15 protein-coding genes and 1 riboswitch are annotated in these 13,892 nt (G+C 73.7%); of the genes, 7 read left to right on the top strand and 8 right to left on the bottom strand.

Features of this window, described 5'->3' with window-relative positions; translation table 11 throughout:
• Positions 1-75 precede the first annotated feature (75 nt).
• Entirely contained in the window at positions 76-588 is a 513-nt protein-coding gene (locus RM812_RS32865; RefSeq protein WP_311580971.1) for a GNAT family N-acetyltransferase, read from the bottom strand.
• A gap of 458 nt (positions 589-1,046) precedes the next feature.
• Here RM812_RS32865 and RM812_RS32860 point away from each other — a divergent pair, with 458 nt between their 5' ends.
• Entirely contained in the window at positions 1,047-1,502 is a 456-nt protein-coding gene (locus RM812_RS32860) for a flavodoxin family protein (RefSeq protein ID WP_311580968.1), read from the top strand.
• A gap of 260 nt (positions 1,503-1,762) precedes the next feature.
• Here RM812_RS32860 and RM812_RS32855 read toward each other — a convergent pair whose 3' ends face one another.
• The 5 genes from RM812_RS32855 to RM812_RS32835 all read right to left on the bottom strand — a co-directional run bounded on the left by RM812_RS32855 (position 1,763) and on the right by RM812_RS32835 (position 6,375).
• Positions 1,763-2,581, bottom strand: coding sequence for an ABC transporter ATP-binding protein (locus RM812_RS32855; protein ID WP_311580964.1), 819 nt, complete (start codon positions 2,579-2,581; stop codon positions 1,763-1,765).
• Complete coding sequence (locus RM812_RS32850; RefSeq protein ID WP_394816549.1) at positions 2,578-3,576, bottom strand: FecCD family ABC transporter permease; 999 nt, start codon at positions 3,574-3,576, stop codon at positions 2,578-2,580. Before RM812_RS32850 ends, RM812_RS32855 begins: the two co-directional genes overlap by 4 nt.
• Positions 3,577-3,611: 35 nt before the next feature.
• The gene (locus RM812_RS32845; RefSeq protein WP_311580979.1) at positions 3,612-4,622 is read right to left on the bottom strand and encodes an ABC transporter substrate-binding protein; all 1,011 of its coding nucleotides are present in this window, start codon (positions 4,620-4,622) and stop codon (positions 3,612-3,614) included.
• Positions 4,623-4,800: 178 nt separating this feature from the next.
• Positions 4,801-4,986, bottom strand: a riboswitch (cobalamin riboswitch).
• A 63-nt stretch (positions 4,987-5,049) separates the two neighbouring features.
• Positions 5,050-5,982, bottom strand: coding sequence for a M56 family metallopeptidase (locus RM812_RS32840; protein ID WP_311580958.1), 933 nt, complete (start codon positions 5,980-5,982; stop codon positions 5,050-5,052).
• 6 nt (positions 5,983-5,988) lie between these two features.
• On the bottom strand, positions 5,989-6,375 hold the full coding sequence (locus RM812_RS32835; RefSeq protein ID WP_311580954.1) for a BlaI/MecI/CopY family transcriptional regulator: 387 nt from the start codon (positions 6,373-6,375) through the stop codon (positions 5,989-5,991).
• Positions 6,376-6,541: 166 nt separating this feature from the next.
• Between RM812_RS32835 and RM812_RS32830 the strand changes: the two genes are divergently transcribed.
• A complete protein-coding gene (locus RM812_RS32830; RefSeq protein ID WP_311580951.1) occupies positions 6,542-7,117 on the top strand; it encodes a TerD family protein in 576 nt (191 codons plus the stop codon).
• A 205-nt stretch (positions 7,118-7,322) separates the two neighbouring features.
• Positions 7,323-8,621: a phytase gene (locus RM812_RS32825; RefSeq protein WP_311580948.1), complete on the top strand. Its 1,299-nt coding sequence runs from the start codon at positions 7,323-7,325 to the stop codon at positions 8,619-8,621.
• Between the two features lie 22 nt (positions 8,622-8,643).
• Here RM812_RS32825 and RM812_RS32820 read toward each other — a convergent pair whose 3' ends face one another.
• Together RM812_RS32820 and RM812_RS32815 are read right to left on the bottom strand one after the other, a co-directional pair.
• A complete protein-coding gene (locus tag RM812_RS32820; RefSeq protein ID WP_311580945.1) occupies positions 8,644-10,332 on the bottom strand; it encodes a hypothetical protein in 1,689 nt (562 codons plus the stop codon).
• 121 nt (positions 10,333-10,453) lie between these two features.
• The gene (locus RM812_RS32815; protein WP_311580942.1) at positions 10,454-11,134 is read right to left on the bottom strand and encodes a lytic polysaccharide monooxygenase auxiliary activity family 9 protein; all 681 of its coding nucleotides are present in this window, start codon (positions 11,132-11,134) and stop codon (positions 10,454-10,456) included.
• 362 nt (positions 11,135-11,496) lie between these two features.
• On the opposite strand from RM812_RS32815, the gene RM812_RS32810 reads away from it, so the two are divergent.
• The 4 genes from RM812_RS32810 to RM812_RS32795 all read left to right on the top strand — a co-directional run bounded on the left by RM812_RS32810 (position 11,497) and on the right by RM812_RS32795 (position 13,891).
• A complete protein-coding gene (locus RM812_RS32810; RefSeq protein WP_394816547.1) occupies positions 11,497-12,153 on the top strand; it encodes a class I SAM-dependent methyltransferase in 657 nt (218 codons plus the stop codon).
• 107 nt (positions 12,154-12,260) lie between these two features.
• On the top strand, positions 12,261-12,584 hold the full coding sequence (locus tag RM812_RS32805) for a gas vesicle protein GvpO (RefSeq protein ID WP_311580936.1): 324 nt from the start codon (positions 12,261-12,263) through the stop codon (positions 12,582-12,584).
• A 36-nt stretch (positions 12,585-12,620) separates the two neighbouring features.
• Complete coding sequence (locus RM812_RS32800; protein ID WP_311580933.1) at positions 12,621-13,130, top strand: gas vesicle structural protein GvpA; 510 nt, start codon at positions 12,621-12,623, stop codon at positions 13,128-13,130.
• Complete coding sequence (locus tag RM812_RS32795) at positions 13,127-13,891, top strand: GvpL/GvpF family gas vesicle protein (protein ID WP_311580930.1); 765 nt, start codon at positions 13,127-13,129, stop codon at positions 13,889-13,891. The genes RM812_RS32800 and RM812_RS32795 overlap by 4 nt, the downstream gene beginning before the upstream one ends.
• Position 13,892 lies beyond the last annotated feature (1 nt).

Genomic DNA, 13,892 nt, shown 5'->3' with positions numbered 1-13,892 from the left:
CGCCGGGGGGCCCCCCGTCCTTGGGGGAGGGGGGGCCCCGCTGCCGTGTCCGGGGGTCGACCGGGTGTCAGCCGGTCAGATGCCGAACGGTGCCGCGTAGCGGACGGTGCCGGCGGGGAGCGGGTGACCGGCGTCCAGGGTGAGGGCCATGAGGGCCTCGTCCGGGACGTCGATGGTCAGGCCGATGCCGTGGGCCGAGGCCCGGGTGAACCCGAACCGGGGGTAGTAGTCGGGGTGTCCGAGGACGACGACGTGACGCTCGCCCGTCCGCCCGGCGGCGGTGAGCGCCGCCCGGACGGCCGCGGAGCCGGCGCCGCTGTTCTGCCGCTCGGGCCGCACGGAGACGGGTGCCAGGCACAGGGCCGGGCTGTCCCCGATGTGACATCGGGTCAGCAGGGCGTGGCCCACGGGGCGGTCGTGGTCGTCCACCGCGACGAGGGACAGGCCGTCGATCCAGGCGTCGGAGTCGGCGCGCAGGGCGTCGACGAGGGCGGCCTCTTCCGGCGTGGGGAAGGCGGCGCGCACGATGTCGCGGATGACGGGGATGTCGGCGCCGGTCTCGGCGCGCGTGGTCCAGGTGTGGGACATGACGGGACGTGGATCCCTTCCAGGTGTGCGGTTCGTCAGGGTCGGACCGTGGCCCGGGACGCGAGGGAGACCCGGGCGCCGCGAAGAGCGGCTTCGAGCGCGGTCATCAACCTCACCTCCCTGTCGTTCCTGGTCTTCCTCAGCCTGATCGAACACGAACGCCGACGAGTATACCCGCGCGGCGACGTGACGGCCTGCGCACGGTGGACTCGGTCGCGGGGCCGGCACGGGTGAGGTGGCCGGCGAACGCACCGGGCGGGACCAGGGCCACGCGTCCGGTCCCCGGACGACGTCGCCCGCACCCGTGCGGTCGGCGACACCGACACCGCAGGCCGGCGACGACGACGCGGGCGGTGGCGTCGACGCGGTGGGCCGGTCGTGGCTGATTCGGGGTCCCTCGACGGCGGGCCGGAGGCGCTTCTTGCGGTCGGCGGGCGCCGGACGGCAGGCTTCGGGGCGTGTCCACTTTGCTGATCGTGCATCACACGCCCTCGCCGAACTGCCAGGCGATGCTGGAATCCGTGGTCTCCGGGGCGACCGCCCCCGAGATCGAAGGGGTACGGGTGGTCCGGCGCGCGGCGCTGGCGGCCACGGCGGTGGACGTGCTGGCGGCCGACGGATACCTGCTGGGCACGCCGGCCAACCTGGGCTACATGTCCGGGGCCCTGAAGCACTTCTTCGACCAGATCTACTACCCCTGCCTGGACGCGACGCGCGGCCGGCCCTTCGGCTACTACGTGCACGGCGGCAGTGACACCACGGGCGCGGTGCGCGGCATCGAGTCGGTCACGACGGGACTCGGCTGGCAGCGCGCGGCGACGGCGGTGAGCGTGGCCGGTGAGCCCGCCAAGGCCGACCTGGAGGCCTGCTGGGAGCTGGGGGCGACGCTCGCCGCCGGACTGATGGACGGCTGACGCCGACCGGGGCCGGTGCCGGCCGTGCGTCGGCCGGGCCGTCCCCCGGACGCCGTTCCTCGCGGGCACGACCGGGCGGGCACGACCGGGCGGGCACGACCGGGCGGGCGACCGGGTGTGCTCCACGGTGGCTCCGCCGTACGTGGTCGCCGATGGCGGGCGGTACGCGGCCCATTCCTGCGCCGCGCACGAGCCCATACGGCGGCGGGGCGGGCGGGCCGTCTCGCCCCGGCCCGCCCGCGCCGCTCGTCGCGAGGCGGTCATTCCCGGTCGGGCGGTCCGGCGGGTCGGGAGGGGCTCGGTGGTCGTCCCGTCAGCGTGCCGAGGAACCGGACGTGCGGACGGCCGCCCGGCCCGGTGCCGGCGACCTCGGCGCGCACCCGGTACACCTCGGCGACCAGGTCCGCGGTCAGTACCTCCCGGGGATCGCCCGACGCCACCACCCGCCCCTGCGACAGCACCACGAGGTGGTCGCAGTACATCCCGGCGAGGTTGAGGTCGTGCAGGGCGACGACGGTGGTGACGGGCAGGGCGGCCACGAGGGCCAGCACATCGAGCTGGTGCTGGATGTCGAGGTGGTTGGTCGGTTCGTCCAGCAGGAGTTCGCGCGGCTGCTGGGCGAGGGCGCGGGCGATCTGGACGCGCTGGCGTTCACCGCCGGACAGGGTGTGCCAGAACCGGTCCGACTGCGCGGTCAGGCCGGTGCGCTCCAGGGCCTCCGCGACCGCCTCGTCGTCGGCCGCCGACGCCGGGGCCCAGGCACGGCGGTGCGGGATCCGGCCGAGGCGGACGACGTCCCGGACGGTCAGGTCGACCTGGGTGTCCGCCTGCTGCTCGACCACGGCCACACGCCGGGCCACGTCCCGGCGACCCACACGGTCCAGCGGGCGGCCGTCGAGGGTGACGACGCCCCCGGCCGGGGCGAGGACGCCGGCGAGCAGCCGCAGCAGGGTGGACTTGCCGGAGCCGTTGGGGCCGAGCAGGCCGGTCGTGGCGCCGGGCCCCGGGCTCAGGCTGACGCCGTCCAGGATCAGCCGTCCACCGGCGGCGCGGGAGACCCGCTCGGCGCTCAGGGTCATCGTGCCCTCCGGGTGCGGTGGAGCACGAGCACGAAGGCGGGTACGCCGATCAGCGAGGTCACCACGCCCACCGGGACCTCCTGGGGTTCGAGGAGGGTACGGGCCAGGGTGTCGACCCACACCAGGAACACCGCCCCGGCGAGCGCGCAGACCGGCAGCAGCCGGACGTGCCCGGGGCCGGTCAGTGCCCGTACGGCGTGCGGCAGTACGAGGCCCACGAAGCCGATGGCGCCGGCCGCGGCGACCAGGGCCGCGGTGAGCAGGGCGGTGGCACACAGCAGCACCAGCCGGGTACGGGCGACGTGGACGCCGAGGGTGGCCGCCGCGTCCTGACCGAACGCGAAGGCGTCCAGCGTCCGGCCGTACCCGAGGCACACGGCCAGGACCGGCACCAGGACCGCCATGGCGGTCCATACGTCCGTCCAGCCGGCGCCGCCGAGCGAGCCGAGCAGCCAGAACAGCACGCCGCGGGTGGTCTCGGCGTCGGCCGCGGTCATCACCACGAAGGAGGTGAGCGCGGAGAACAGCTGCATCGCCGCCACGCCCGCGAGCACCACCCGGTCCGTGGTGCCGCCGAGGCTGTGGCTGAGCAGCATCACCAGCGCGAACGAGCACACCGCCCCGATGAAGGCGCCACCCGACACGGACAGCGCACCGCCGCCCACGCCGAGCACGACGACCAGGACGGCACCGGTCGAGGCGCCGGAGGAGACACCCAGCACGAAGGGATCGGCGAGCGGGTTGCGCAGCAGGGACTGGAGCACGGCCCCGCAGACGGCGAGTCCGGCGCCGCACACCGCCGCGAGGAGGGTGCGGGGCAGCCGCAGGTCCCAGACGATGCCGTCACGGATCGGCGTGACGTCCGCGGCGCCGGTGCCGCCGAGGTGGGCGGCGACCACGGACCACACCTCGCCGACGCCGATGTCCGCCGGGCCGATGGTGACGGCCACGGCCACGGAGGCGCACAGGGCGACGATTCCGGCCCCCGCCCACACGAGGTGGCCGCGGCCGGTCGCGCGTATGCCGGAGGTCACTTGGCGAGCCCGTAGGAGCGCAGCGCCGCCGCGAGCTTCTCCACGCCCTCGACGGTGCGGACGGTGGGGTTCATGGCCTGTCCGCTGAGCAGCACGTACCGCTTCTTCCTGACGGCGGTCATGTTCCTGGTGACGGGGTCGGTCTCCAGGAACTCGATCTTCTTCGCGGCCGTCTCGGCGGTCTGGGACTTGCGGGTGAGGTCGCCGACGACCAGGACGTCGGGGTCGCGGTCGGCGACGGTCTCCCAGCCGACCTGCGGCCATTCCTCGTGGGTGTCGTCCATGACGTTCCGCGCGCCGACCGCCCGGGTCATGACTCCGGGGGCGCCGCAGCAGCCCGCCAGATAGGGCGAGGTGGAGTTGGCGAACCAGTACATGAGGGTGACGCCGGAGGCGTCGATGCCCGCGGTCGCCTTGTCGATCCGGGCCTTGAGGTCGGCGACCAGCTCCTCGCCGCGCTGCTCGACGTCGAAGGCCCGGGCCAGGTCGCGGATTTCGGCGTAGACGGTGTCCATGGTCAGTGGCTCGCCGCGGCTGCCGTCGCCGTCGCCGCTGTTGTCCTTGCCGGCGCAGTCGGACGGGGACAGGTAGGCCGGCACGCCCAGTTCGGCGAACCGCTCACGTGTGGCCACGCCGCCGGTGCCGAGGGTGGAGGCGAAGGAGGCGGCGACGAAGTCGGGTTCGGCGTCCAGGACCGTCTCGAAGGACGGCATGTCGTCGGCGAGCCGGGGCACGTCGGCGTTCGCCTTCTCCAGGCCCTTCATGACCGGGTCGGTCCAGGTGGCGGTGCCCACCATGCGGTCCTCGAGGCCGAGCGAGAGCAGGATCTCCGTGGTGCCCTGGTTGAGGGAGACCGCCCGCCGGGGCGGTGCGGTGATCTTCAGGTGCTGCCCGCAGTCACTGAGGGTGCGGGGATAACCGGCCGCCGTCGCCCCCGCCGCGGCGGAGTCGGCGGCGGGTCCCCCGGAGCCGCAGGCGGAGGCCAGCAGGGCGCCGGACACCAGCAGGACGGGGCCGCGGAACGAACGGCGGGAGCGGAGGAAAGAGAGGGAGCGGAGGACGCGGCGGAAGCGGAGGGAGCCGCGAGGGCGGCGGGAGCCGACGGGGCGCGCTGCGGGCAAGGAAGATCCTCTGGCGTCGAGGGCTCATACGCGAAGCCCGTTCGTACGGTGCGGCCCGCGCCGTACGCGGGCGCGGGTGCCAGCAGGTCTTCGGACTCGGGATCGACCGGACGGGACGCCTTCCCGGACGGCTTGTGCCGCCCAGTGGCCCGTGTCCCGCCCGTCCCCCTCACCGCTGCGCGTCAGTTCCGGATTCTCACCGGATTCCCTGACCCACCAGGTGGGTTCGACTGGCTCCCGCAAGCTACCACAGGGTCACCTCGCCTCCGGGGGGCGGCCGACCGTCCGCGGCCGACGGACGTCCTGGCGTTGCTCACAGGGGCGTCGCGGCGCGGAGGATGAGGAACATGGTGACGGCGGCGTTCGCGGACGACATCGCCGACACGGCGGTTCCGGCGGCCGCCGCCCACGCCGCCAGGCCCACGGAGGTGAACACCGAGGGCCAGGTGCGGACCGCCGGCGCGGGGCCCAGCAGGGCGGCCACCCGGCGCGGCACCGGGCCGGGCGCCGCGAGACCGGCGAGGGTGGCGACCGGGGTGCCCCGCGAGACGAGGGCCGCCTTGCCGATCGCGGTCGCCACCGCGCGGCGGTTGCCGATCGCCCGGGCGGCCGCCTCGTCCGCCCACCGCTCCGCCGTGTAGGCCACGGCGGTCCGCAGGGGCCTCAGGAACGGGTTGGCCAGCGCGGCGAGCCGGACGGCGAGCAGGAAGCGGTGGTGCCGGGCGGCGAGATGGGCCCGCTCGTGGGCGAACAGTGCGCGCCGCTCGGCCGGTTCGAGGCAGTCGAGCAGGGCCGTGCTCACCACCACACGGTCCCGGTGTCCGCCGGGCAGCGCGTACGCGTAGGGCACCTCGTCCGGCAGTACGGCCACCCCGGTGCCCGGCAGCCCGGCCAGCGCGCGGTGGGCACGGCGACGCACCCTGCCGTGCCGCCACAGGGCCCGCGCCGAGGCCACGACCACCGCGCACAGCGCCGGGATCGCCGCCTTGCCGACGATCTCGTCGTACGGCACCGCCGCCCGGACCTCGGGATCCGACCAGCCGTCGGGCAGTGGGTTGCCCGGCAGCTGCGCGGTGCCCACCACCATCACCAGGGCCAGGCAGACGGTGCTGCACAGGGCCATCACGGCGGCCACGGCGGTGAGCAGTCCGGTCGCCGTCCGCGGGTGCAGATGCTGTTCCGCCAGCCGGGCGATCGGCCATGCCGTCAACGGCAGGACCAGTGGCAGGAAGACGAAGACCCCCATGAGTCGTCAGTCTTCCCCCGCGTCACTTGCGTGACCCAGGAGTTCGCGCAGCAGCCGCTCGTCGTCGGGGTCGAGGCCGGTGACGAAGCTGGCCAGCACCGCTTCCCGGTCGCTCTCGGCATCCAGGACCTTGCGCATCTTCCGCGCGGCCAGGCCCGCCTGATCCGAGGCGGGTGTCCAGGCGAAGGACCGGCCCGCGCGCTCGCGGCCGACCGCCCCCTTCTCCAGCAGCCGGGTCAGGATCGTGATCACCGTGGTGTAGGCGAGGTCGCCCCCCAGTCGCTCCTGTACCCAGCCGGCCGTCGCGGGGCCGTCCGCCTCGCACAGCGCCGACAGCACCAGCGCCTCCAGCTCGCCCTGGCCCCGCCGCCGCGGACGCCGGTGATCCGTCACGGCCCGCCTCCTTCCGCCGCTGTGCGTCTTCCGAGGCCACATCGTATAGAAGTCCATCTTCTACAGTGCTGTAGATTATCTGCGGACGTGATCAGACATGATCAGAGAACTGACCGGCAGAGCTGAGCAGCAGAACTGATCGGCAGACGTGACGGAGGAGTACACCATGGGAGTTTCCCTCGCCAAGGGCGGCAACGTCTCGCTCAGCAAGGAGGCGCCCGGCCTGACCGCCGTGCTGGTCGGACTGGGCTGGGACGTGCGCACCACGACCGGCACCGACTACGACCTCGACGCCTCCGCGCTGCTCCTCGACGCCTCCGGCAAGGTGCTCTCGGACGGGCACTTCGTCTTCTACAACAACCTCGCCAGCCCGGACGGCTCGGTCGAGCACACCGGCGACAACCTCACCGGCGAGGGCGAGGGCGACGACGAGGCGGTCAAGGTGAACCTCGCCGCCGTCCCCGCCGAGGTCGACAGGATCGTCTTCCCCGTCTCCATCCACGACGCGGAGAACCGCGGTCAGAGCTTCGGTCAGGTCCGCAACGCGTTCATCCGGGTCGTCAACCAGGCGAACGACCAGGAGCTCGCGCGCTACGACCTGTCCGAGGACGCCTCGACCGAGACCGCGATGGTCTTCGGCGAGCTGTACCGCCACGGCGCGGAGTGGAAGTTCCGGGCGGTCGGGCAGGGCTACGCCTCGGGTCTGGCCGGCATCGCCGCCGACTTCGGCGTCAGCGTCTGAACCCGCCTCCGCCCGCCCCGCGCCGGGGCCCGCCCCCGAAGACGGTCTCCAGGGGGCGGGTCCCGGCGTCCGTGCGTACGACGGACCGCGCGCCGTTCCCCCGCCGGACGCTCTTCCTTCACCGCGAGGACCCCTCGGCGACCGACTCCATCACCAAGATCACCGGTGACCCTGTTGTCATGTTTCCGACTTTTAGGAGAACCGCGTGACCAGACACCGCCTCAGCCGGTCGGCGGCCTACGCCCTCGCCGCGGCCGTCGCCCTGCTCCCCGCGACACCGGCCGCGGCCGGCGGCGACGACACGCTGCCGGCCGTGCAGCCGCGGTCCGAGACGGCTCCCCTGTACGACGACGAGGCCGGCGGGAACGCCGACGCGGACGACCCCGCGATCTGGCGCAACCCGGCGAACCCCGACCGCAGCCTCGTCGTCGCCACGGCGAAGGAGGGCGGGCTGCGCGTCTACGACCTCGACGCGCGCCTGGTGCAGTCGGTCCCGGCTCCCCCCGGGCCGGGCCCCGACGACGCGCCCGGCCGCTTCAACAACGTCGACCTCGTGCACGGCATGAAGCTGACCACCGGCCGGGCCGACCTCGCGGTCACCACCGACCGGGGCAACGACCGGCTGCGCGTCTACCGCGTCGACCCGGCCGACCCGGCCCGCCCGCTCACCGACGTCACCGACCCGGCCGCCGCGCCGGTCTTCTCCGCCGACCAGGCCGAGATCAACGAAGAGCGCACGGCGTACGGCCTGGCCACCTGGACCGACAAGGCGACCGGCCGTTCGTACGCCCTGGTCAGCCGGCGTGAGCGCACCAGGATCGCCCTGCTGGAGCTGACCGCGACCGCCTCCGGACGCGTCGGCTACCGCGAGGTCCGTACCCTGGACCTGCCCGCGTCCTTCCGGCTGCCGAACGGCGCCGACTGGTCCCCCTGCGCGGAGCCCGGCGAACTGCCCCAGGTCGAGGGCATGGTCGTCGACCCGGCGGACGGCACGCTCTACGCCGGCCAGGAGGACGTCGGCGTCTGGCGGCTGCGCGCCGACCTGACCGGCACGCCCCGGCTCGTCGACAAGGTCCGGGAGTACGGGGTCCCGGCCACCTACGACGAGGCCACCGACGAGTGCGTCGCCGGTGCCGACCCCGGCTACGGCGGCACCCGGCTGACCGCCGACGTCGAGGGGCTGACGCTCCTCGAGGAGGAGGACGGGGACGGTTACCTGCTCGCCTCCAGCCAGGGCGACAACACCTTCGTCGCCTACGACCGGGAGATCGGCGACCACAACGAGTACGAGGGCGGGTTCCGCGTCACGGCCACCTCGGCCGGCCCGGACGGCTCCGAGGAGTGCGACGGCGCCGCGGTGCTGAACCAGCCGCTGGGCAGCCGCTACCCCCACGGCCTGCTCGTCGTGCAGGACGGCCACGACGCTCCCGGTGACGGCGACCGGGCCGCCACCAACTTCAAGTTCGTCGACCTGGGCAAGGTCAAGGACGCGCTCGACGACTGATGCCGGTCGGCACCGGGCCGGTTCAGTGGTCCGTGGCGCAGCAGCCGCCGGTCCCAGCCGTGGCCGGGCCGGTGCCCAGGCGGCAGTAGCAGGAGGCCTCGACCCGTACGTCCGCCAGCGCGGCGGCGAACGTCAGCTGCTGCGCCACGATCCGCGCCTCCCCCGCCCTGCCCAGGCGTACCAGGCACTCGTGCAGCCCGTGCAGGGCCCAGACGTTGCCGGGGTGCTGCCGGGCACGGGGCAGGCTGTCGTCCAGGCCCAGGTCGGCCCGGTAGACCGCCTCTGCCTCCGCGACGCGGCCCTGTTCCAGGAGCAGGGCGCCGTAGGCGTGCCGGGTGGGTTGCATCCAGCCCCACGGTTCGTCGTACGGGAGGTTGTCGTCCAGTGCGATCGAGTGCTCCAGGGCGGCGAAGGCGGCGGCGTGGTCGCCCTTGCGGTACTCCAGTTCGCCGTCGAGCATGGCGGAGGCGACGGCGAGGAGGTCGGCGCAGGTGTTGTTGAACAGCGTGCGTGTGTCCGGCACCCGGGCCACCGCCTCGCGGAACAGGACGCGTTCGGCCTCCGCCTCGGCGACCTCGCCGGTGGCCGAGAGGGCGATCCCGCGGGCGTAGTGGAGCATCGCGGTCGTCACGCAGTACAGGCGCGGGTCGGCGGGCAGTGGCAGCCGGAGGATGTCCGCCCAGCGGCCGAACCGGATCAGGACGTGCACCCGCATGGCCAGGAAGCCCTCCAGCCAGTCGGCCATCGGCGGGCTCTCGACGCGCAGCAGTTCCTCCGGGACGGACGCCTCCAGTTGCGCGGCGGTCTCGAGGGCCACCTCGTACTGGCCGAGGAACATCGCGCCGTAGATCCTGAAGTGGTAGTTGTGCGAACGGTAGAGGGTGTAGAAGTTCATCGCCCCGGCCCGCGCGCGGTACTTCTCGTCGGCGGCGATCGCGGCGCTGTTGTCCGACACCACGCGCCGGTAGTCGCCGCACAGGACTTCGAGGTGTGACGGCATGTGGTGGAGGTGCCCGGCGTCGGGGACCAGGCCGCGCAGCCGGTCGGCGACGGGCAGGGCCGCCTCGGGGGTCGCGGACATCTCCATCAGGTGGATGTACAGGTGCAGGAGGCCCGGGTGGTCGCGTCCGGCCGCGGTGGCCAGCGCCCGGTCGAGGACGTCCTTCGCCTCCAGTGTGCGGGCCCCCTCGGCGGGCAGGCCGGTGCGCAGGTCCCACATCCGCCAGGGCGTCAGGTTCATCAGGGCGTCGGCGTGGAGGGTGGCCACGTCCAGGTCGTCCGGGGCGAGTTGGTGGACGGCCCGCATGCTCTCGGCGTACGGCGCGTTCCACACCGAGCAGTCCTCGACGGCACGTGCCTGCGGGTAGCGGGCGCGCAGGGCGCCGATCAGGGCCCGTTCGACCGGGGTGGCCCCCTCCGCCCTCTCGTGGGCACGCTCGACGGCGGCGTGGGTGCGGTCGACGGTCCGCGCGCGCTCCTGGGCGTCGAAGGCCTCCCAGGGCTTGTTGTAGTTCGGGCCGAGGGCGTAGGCGATGCCCCAGTGGGCCATGGCGCAGTCCGGGTCGGCCGCGGCGGCGGCCTCGAAGCAGGAGACGGCCTCCTCGTGGTGGAAGGCGTACGTCCACACGAGCCCGCGGTCGAACCACCGCTGGGCCTCGGAGGACGAGGTCGTCACGGGGCGACCGTGGGTGCCGAGGTCGTAGTAGTCCATGGGGGGACGTATACCGCACGCCGCGGCGGCCACGGAGTACTTCGCTCAACGGTCGCACCGGCCGGTGTCCCCGCCGGACGCGGCGCGCCCGGCGGGGAGTGGGGGGACGGGGTGGCGTGGGTCAGCCGAAGTCCACGTCGCTGCACAGGAAGTACGTCTGGTCCATGTGCGACGCCTGCCAGACCGTGTAGACGACGTGCCGGCCGCTCAGGCCCGACGTGCTCACCGGGATCTCGTAGTTCTGACCGGGGGCGTACCTGCCCGTGGTCGCGACCAGTTGGAGGTCGTTCCAGCCGAGGGCCTGCGTGGCGGGGTCGAAGCCCTGCCGGGAGACATAGACCTGGAAGTAGTCGGCGCCGTGGCTGGCCTGGTCGTACAGCTTGACGGTGAAGTTGTCGGCGACGGCCGTGGTCTTCCACGCGCCCACGGTGTCCAGGGAGTTGTAGCGCCCGCCCTCGGTCCGGCCGCCGCTGCAGAGCTGGCCGTCGGGGACGACGGCCCGGAAGTTGCCGCCGGAGCCGTTGCGGTACAGGCCGTTCCAGTTCCACATGGCGTTGGGGTCGTCCTGCCACGCCTGCCAGCACATGGGGTCCTGGTCGGCCATGGCGGGGTTCTGGAAGTCGCTGCCCCAGCGCAGCCAGCAGCCGTAGTTGCGGGAGGCGGGGTCGACGACCGAGCCGTGGGCGACGGCGGTGCCGCTCCAGGGGATCAGGGTCAGCAGGGCCGCGCTGAGGGTGCTGAGCGCGAGGGTGGTGCGGCGGCGCACACGGCGACCATTTTTGTTCCGATCATGACAACTCATGGAGCCTTCTTTCGCGTGGGGGGACGGCTGGGGAGGGCGGGGATATGGGAGCGCTCCCATACCTCTCGCTGAACAGGCTGCGCCCAGGTGAACGGAACGGCAACGTTCGAACACGCCACTTCCGTCCGGCGATGGCGTGTTCGATCCGTTCGACGGTGCCGTTCCGCGTCCGCGGCACACACGGGCCGGTAGGAGAACGTGTCGCCCTGGTCCGTCCGTGCGGGGGGGTGCCGATGACGGTCGCCCGGAGGGCCCCTTGTCGGTGGGGCGCGTGACGGTTCGCCCGGAGGGCCCCTTGTCGGTGGGTCCCGCCCGGTGGAACGATGCCTGCGGCACCGGCTCACCCCACCGAAGGGACCGTCGTGACCGACGAGCAGCAACGGCAGCGGGCCGCCGCCGTGTTCGACGCGCTGGGCGCCGACTACGAGAAGGCCTTCGCCACGTCGAAGACACACCGGCGCTCACTGCAGTGGCTGCTGGGACGGCTCACGCCGGGCAGCCGGGTGCTGGACGTGGGCAGCGGCACGGGCCGGCCCACCGCCGAGACGCTCGCGGCCGCCGGGCACGAGGTGCTCGGCATCGACGTCTCCCCCGTCATGGTGGACCTGGCGACGCGGCAGGTGCCGGACGCGTCCTTCCGGTGCGCCGACATCCGTGACGTGCCCCTCGCGGACGGTTCCTTCGACGCGGTCTGCGTCTACTTCTCCCTGCTTCAGCTGGACCGGCGGGAGCAGACGGAGGTCGTCCGGCGCCTCGTACGGGCGCTGACACCGACGGGCTACATGGTCCTGGCCACCGTGCCGCTGGACGTGGAGGGCGTCGACGCCACCTTCATGGGTCAGCCCGTGCGCGTCACCAGTTTCACCGCGCAGGGCCTCGCCGCCGTGGCCGAGGAAGCCGGCCTGGAGGTGCTGGGGCAGGAGGCGACGATGTTCACCCCGGCCCACCCGGACGCCCGGCCGGAGCCGCACCTCTTCCTGCACTGCCGGCGCCGGACCACCACCGCGCCGAACGCCTGACACCCGCGCCCACGGGCGGTACGCCGCCGTGGGTCATCACCCCGTACAGCCCCGGATGGGGTAACTGCGCACGCGCGGACCGGGGCCCGCGGGCCAGAGTGAGCACCATGACAGAACCTGGCGAGCGACGGCGCGGCACGACCTCCTCGTCCACACGGACGCGCGAGCGTGCGGTACGTGGCGCCCGGGACGCCGCCCGACGCGCCGCGGAGGCCTTGTCCGAGCTGATCCGGCACCGCCTGGAGGGGGTCTCCGCGGTGTGCCGGAACGAGGACGACGGCTGGATCGTCAACGTGGACGTGCTGGAGGTGGCACGCATCCCCGACACCACCAGCCTGCTCGCCACCTACGAGGTCGAACTCGACCCGGCGGGCGACCTGCTGCAGTACCGCCGGGTCGCCCGCTACCGGCGCGGTGCCCAGGACCAGTGACCGGGCCCCCCGGCCCGCCTCCGGAAGGACCACCGCATGATCACCTACGACGACGAGGTCGTCTGCGCGCCCCGCGCCGGAACCCTCTACGACGTCCTCGAAATCATCCTCGACCGCGGCATGGTGATCGACGTCTTCGTGCGCGTCTCCCTGGTCGGTATCGAGATCCTCAAGATCGACGCCCGGATCGTGGTCGCGAGCGTCGACACCTATCTGCGGTTCGCGGAGGCCTGCAACCGACTGGACCTGGAGCACGACGTGCGCTCCAAGACCGTCCCCGAGATGTTCGGCAGTCCGGTCGCCAAGACCATAGGCAGGGCGGGCGCCAAACGGACGGCCCGCTCCGTGACCGACAAGGTGCGGGACATCCTCTCGCCCGGGGAGGAGGCGGAAGAGGAGGAGGGCCGGCCCCGCGCCCGCCCCCGCGGGCGGGGGGAACGGGACCGGGAGCGGCCCCCCGCCCGCCGGCCCGCCGCACGCCCCCGCGATGACGACGACCGCCCGCGCAGCCGCCCCCGCCGGCGCACGGCCATGGAGGACGAATGACCGCGCCCGTCACCACCACCCCCACCGCCTCCGGCCCGGACGCCCTGTACGTCTACGGCATCGCCCCCGCCGGGGTCCGCACCCCCCGCTGCCCGGGGGTCGACGGTGCCCCGGTACGGCTGCTGACCGGGTCCGGTCTGTGCGCGGCGGTCTCGGCCGCTCCCGCACGACTGCGGCCCCGGCGCCGTGACCTGCTGGCCCACCAGGCCGTACTGGACGAACTGGCGGAGCAGGGACCGCTGCTCCCCATGCGGTTCGCGGTCCTCAGCCCCGCACCGGACGCCCTGCTCGCCCAACTGCGGTCCGACGCGGACCACTTGGTCCGGCAGCTCAACGGCGTCCGGGGTTGCGTCGAACTCAACGTCAAGGGAGAGGTCCTGCCCGGCCGCTTCGCCGACCTGGTGCGCCGGGACGAGAGCCTGCGGGCCCTGGCCCTGCGGACGCGGCGCCGGCCCGACTACGAGGCCAACGTCCGGCTGGGTGAGGCGATCGCCCTCGCTGTCCGCCGCGAGGCGCGGCGCGCGGCGCGGGAGGTCCTGGACCACCTGACCCCCATCGCCCTGCGCACGGTGCGGGGTCCGACCGACGACGATCAGGTGCTGAGCGCGTCCTTCCTCCTGCGCTCGGCCGACGAGCGACGGTTCCGGCGGGCGGTGACCGCGCGGGCACGCGACTGCGGGGACCGCCTGGCGCTCAGCGTGACCGGTCCCCTGCCCTGCTACAGCTTCGTCGACCCGCGCCCCGCGCAGGCCGGGCGGTGAC

The sequence above is a fragment of the Streptomyces lancefieldiae genome (genome assembly GCF_031845825.1).
Taxonomy (GTDB): domain Bacteria; phylum Actinomycetota; class Actinomycetes; order Streptomycetales; family Streptomycetaceae; genus Streptomyces; species Streptomyces lancefieldiae.
The sequence above is the reverse complement of the archived record's forward strand: the minus strand, read 5'-3'. Positions and strand labels throughout refer to the sequence as shown.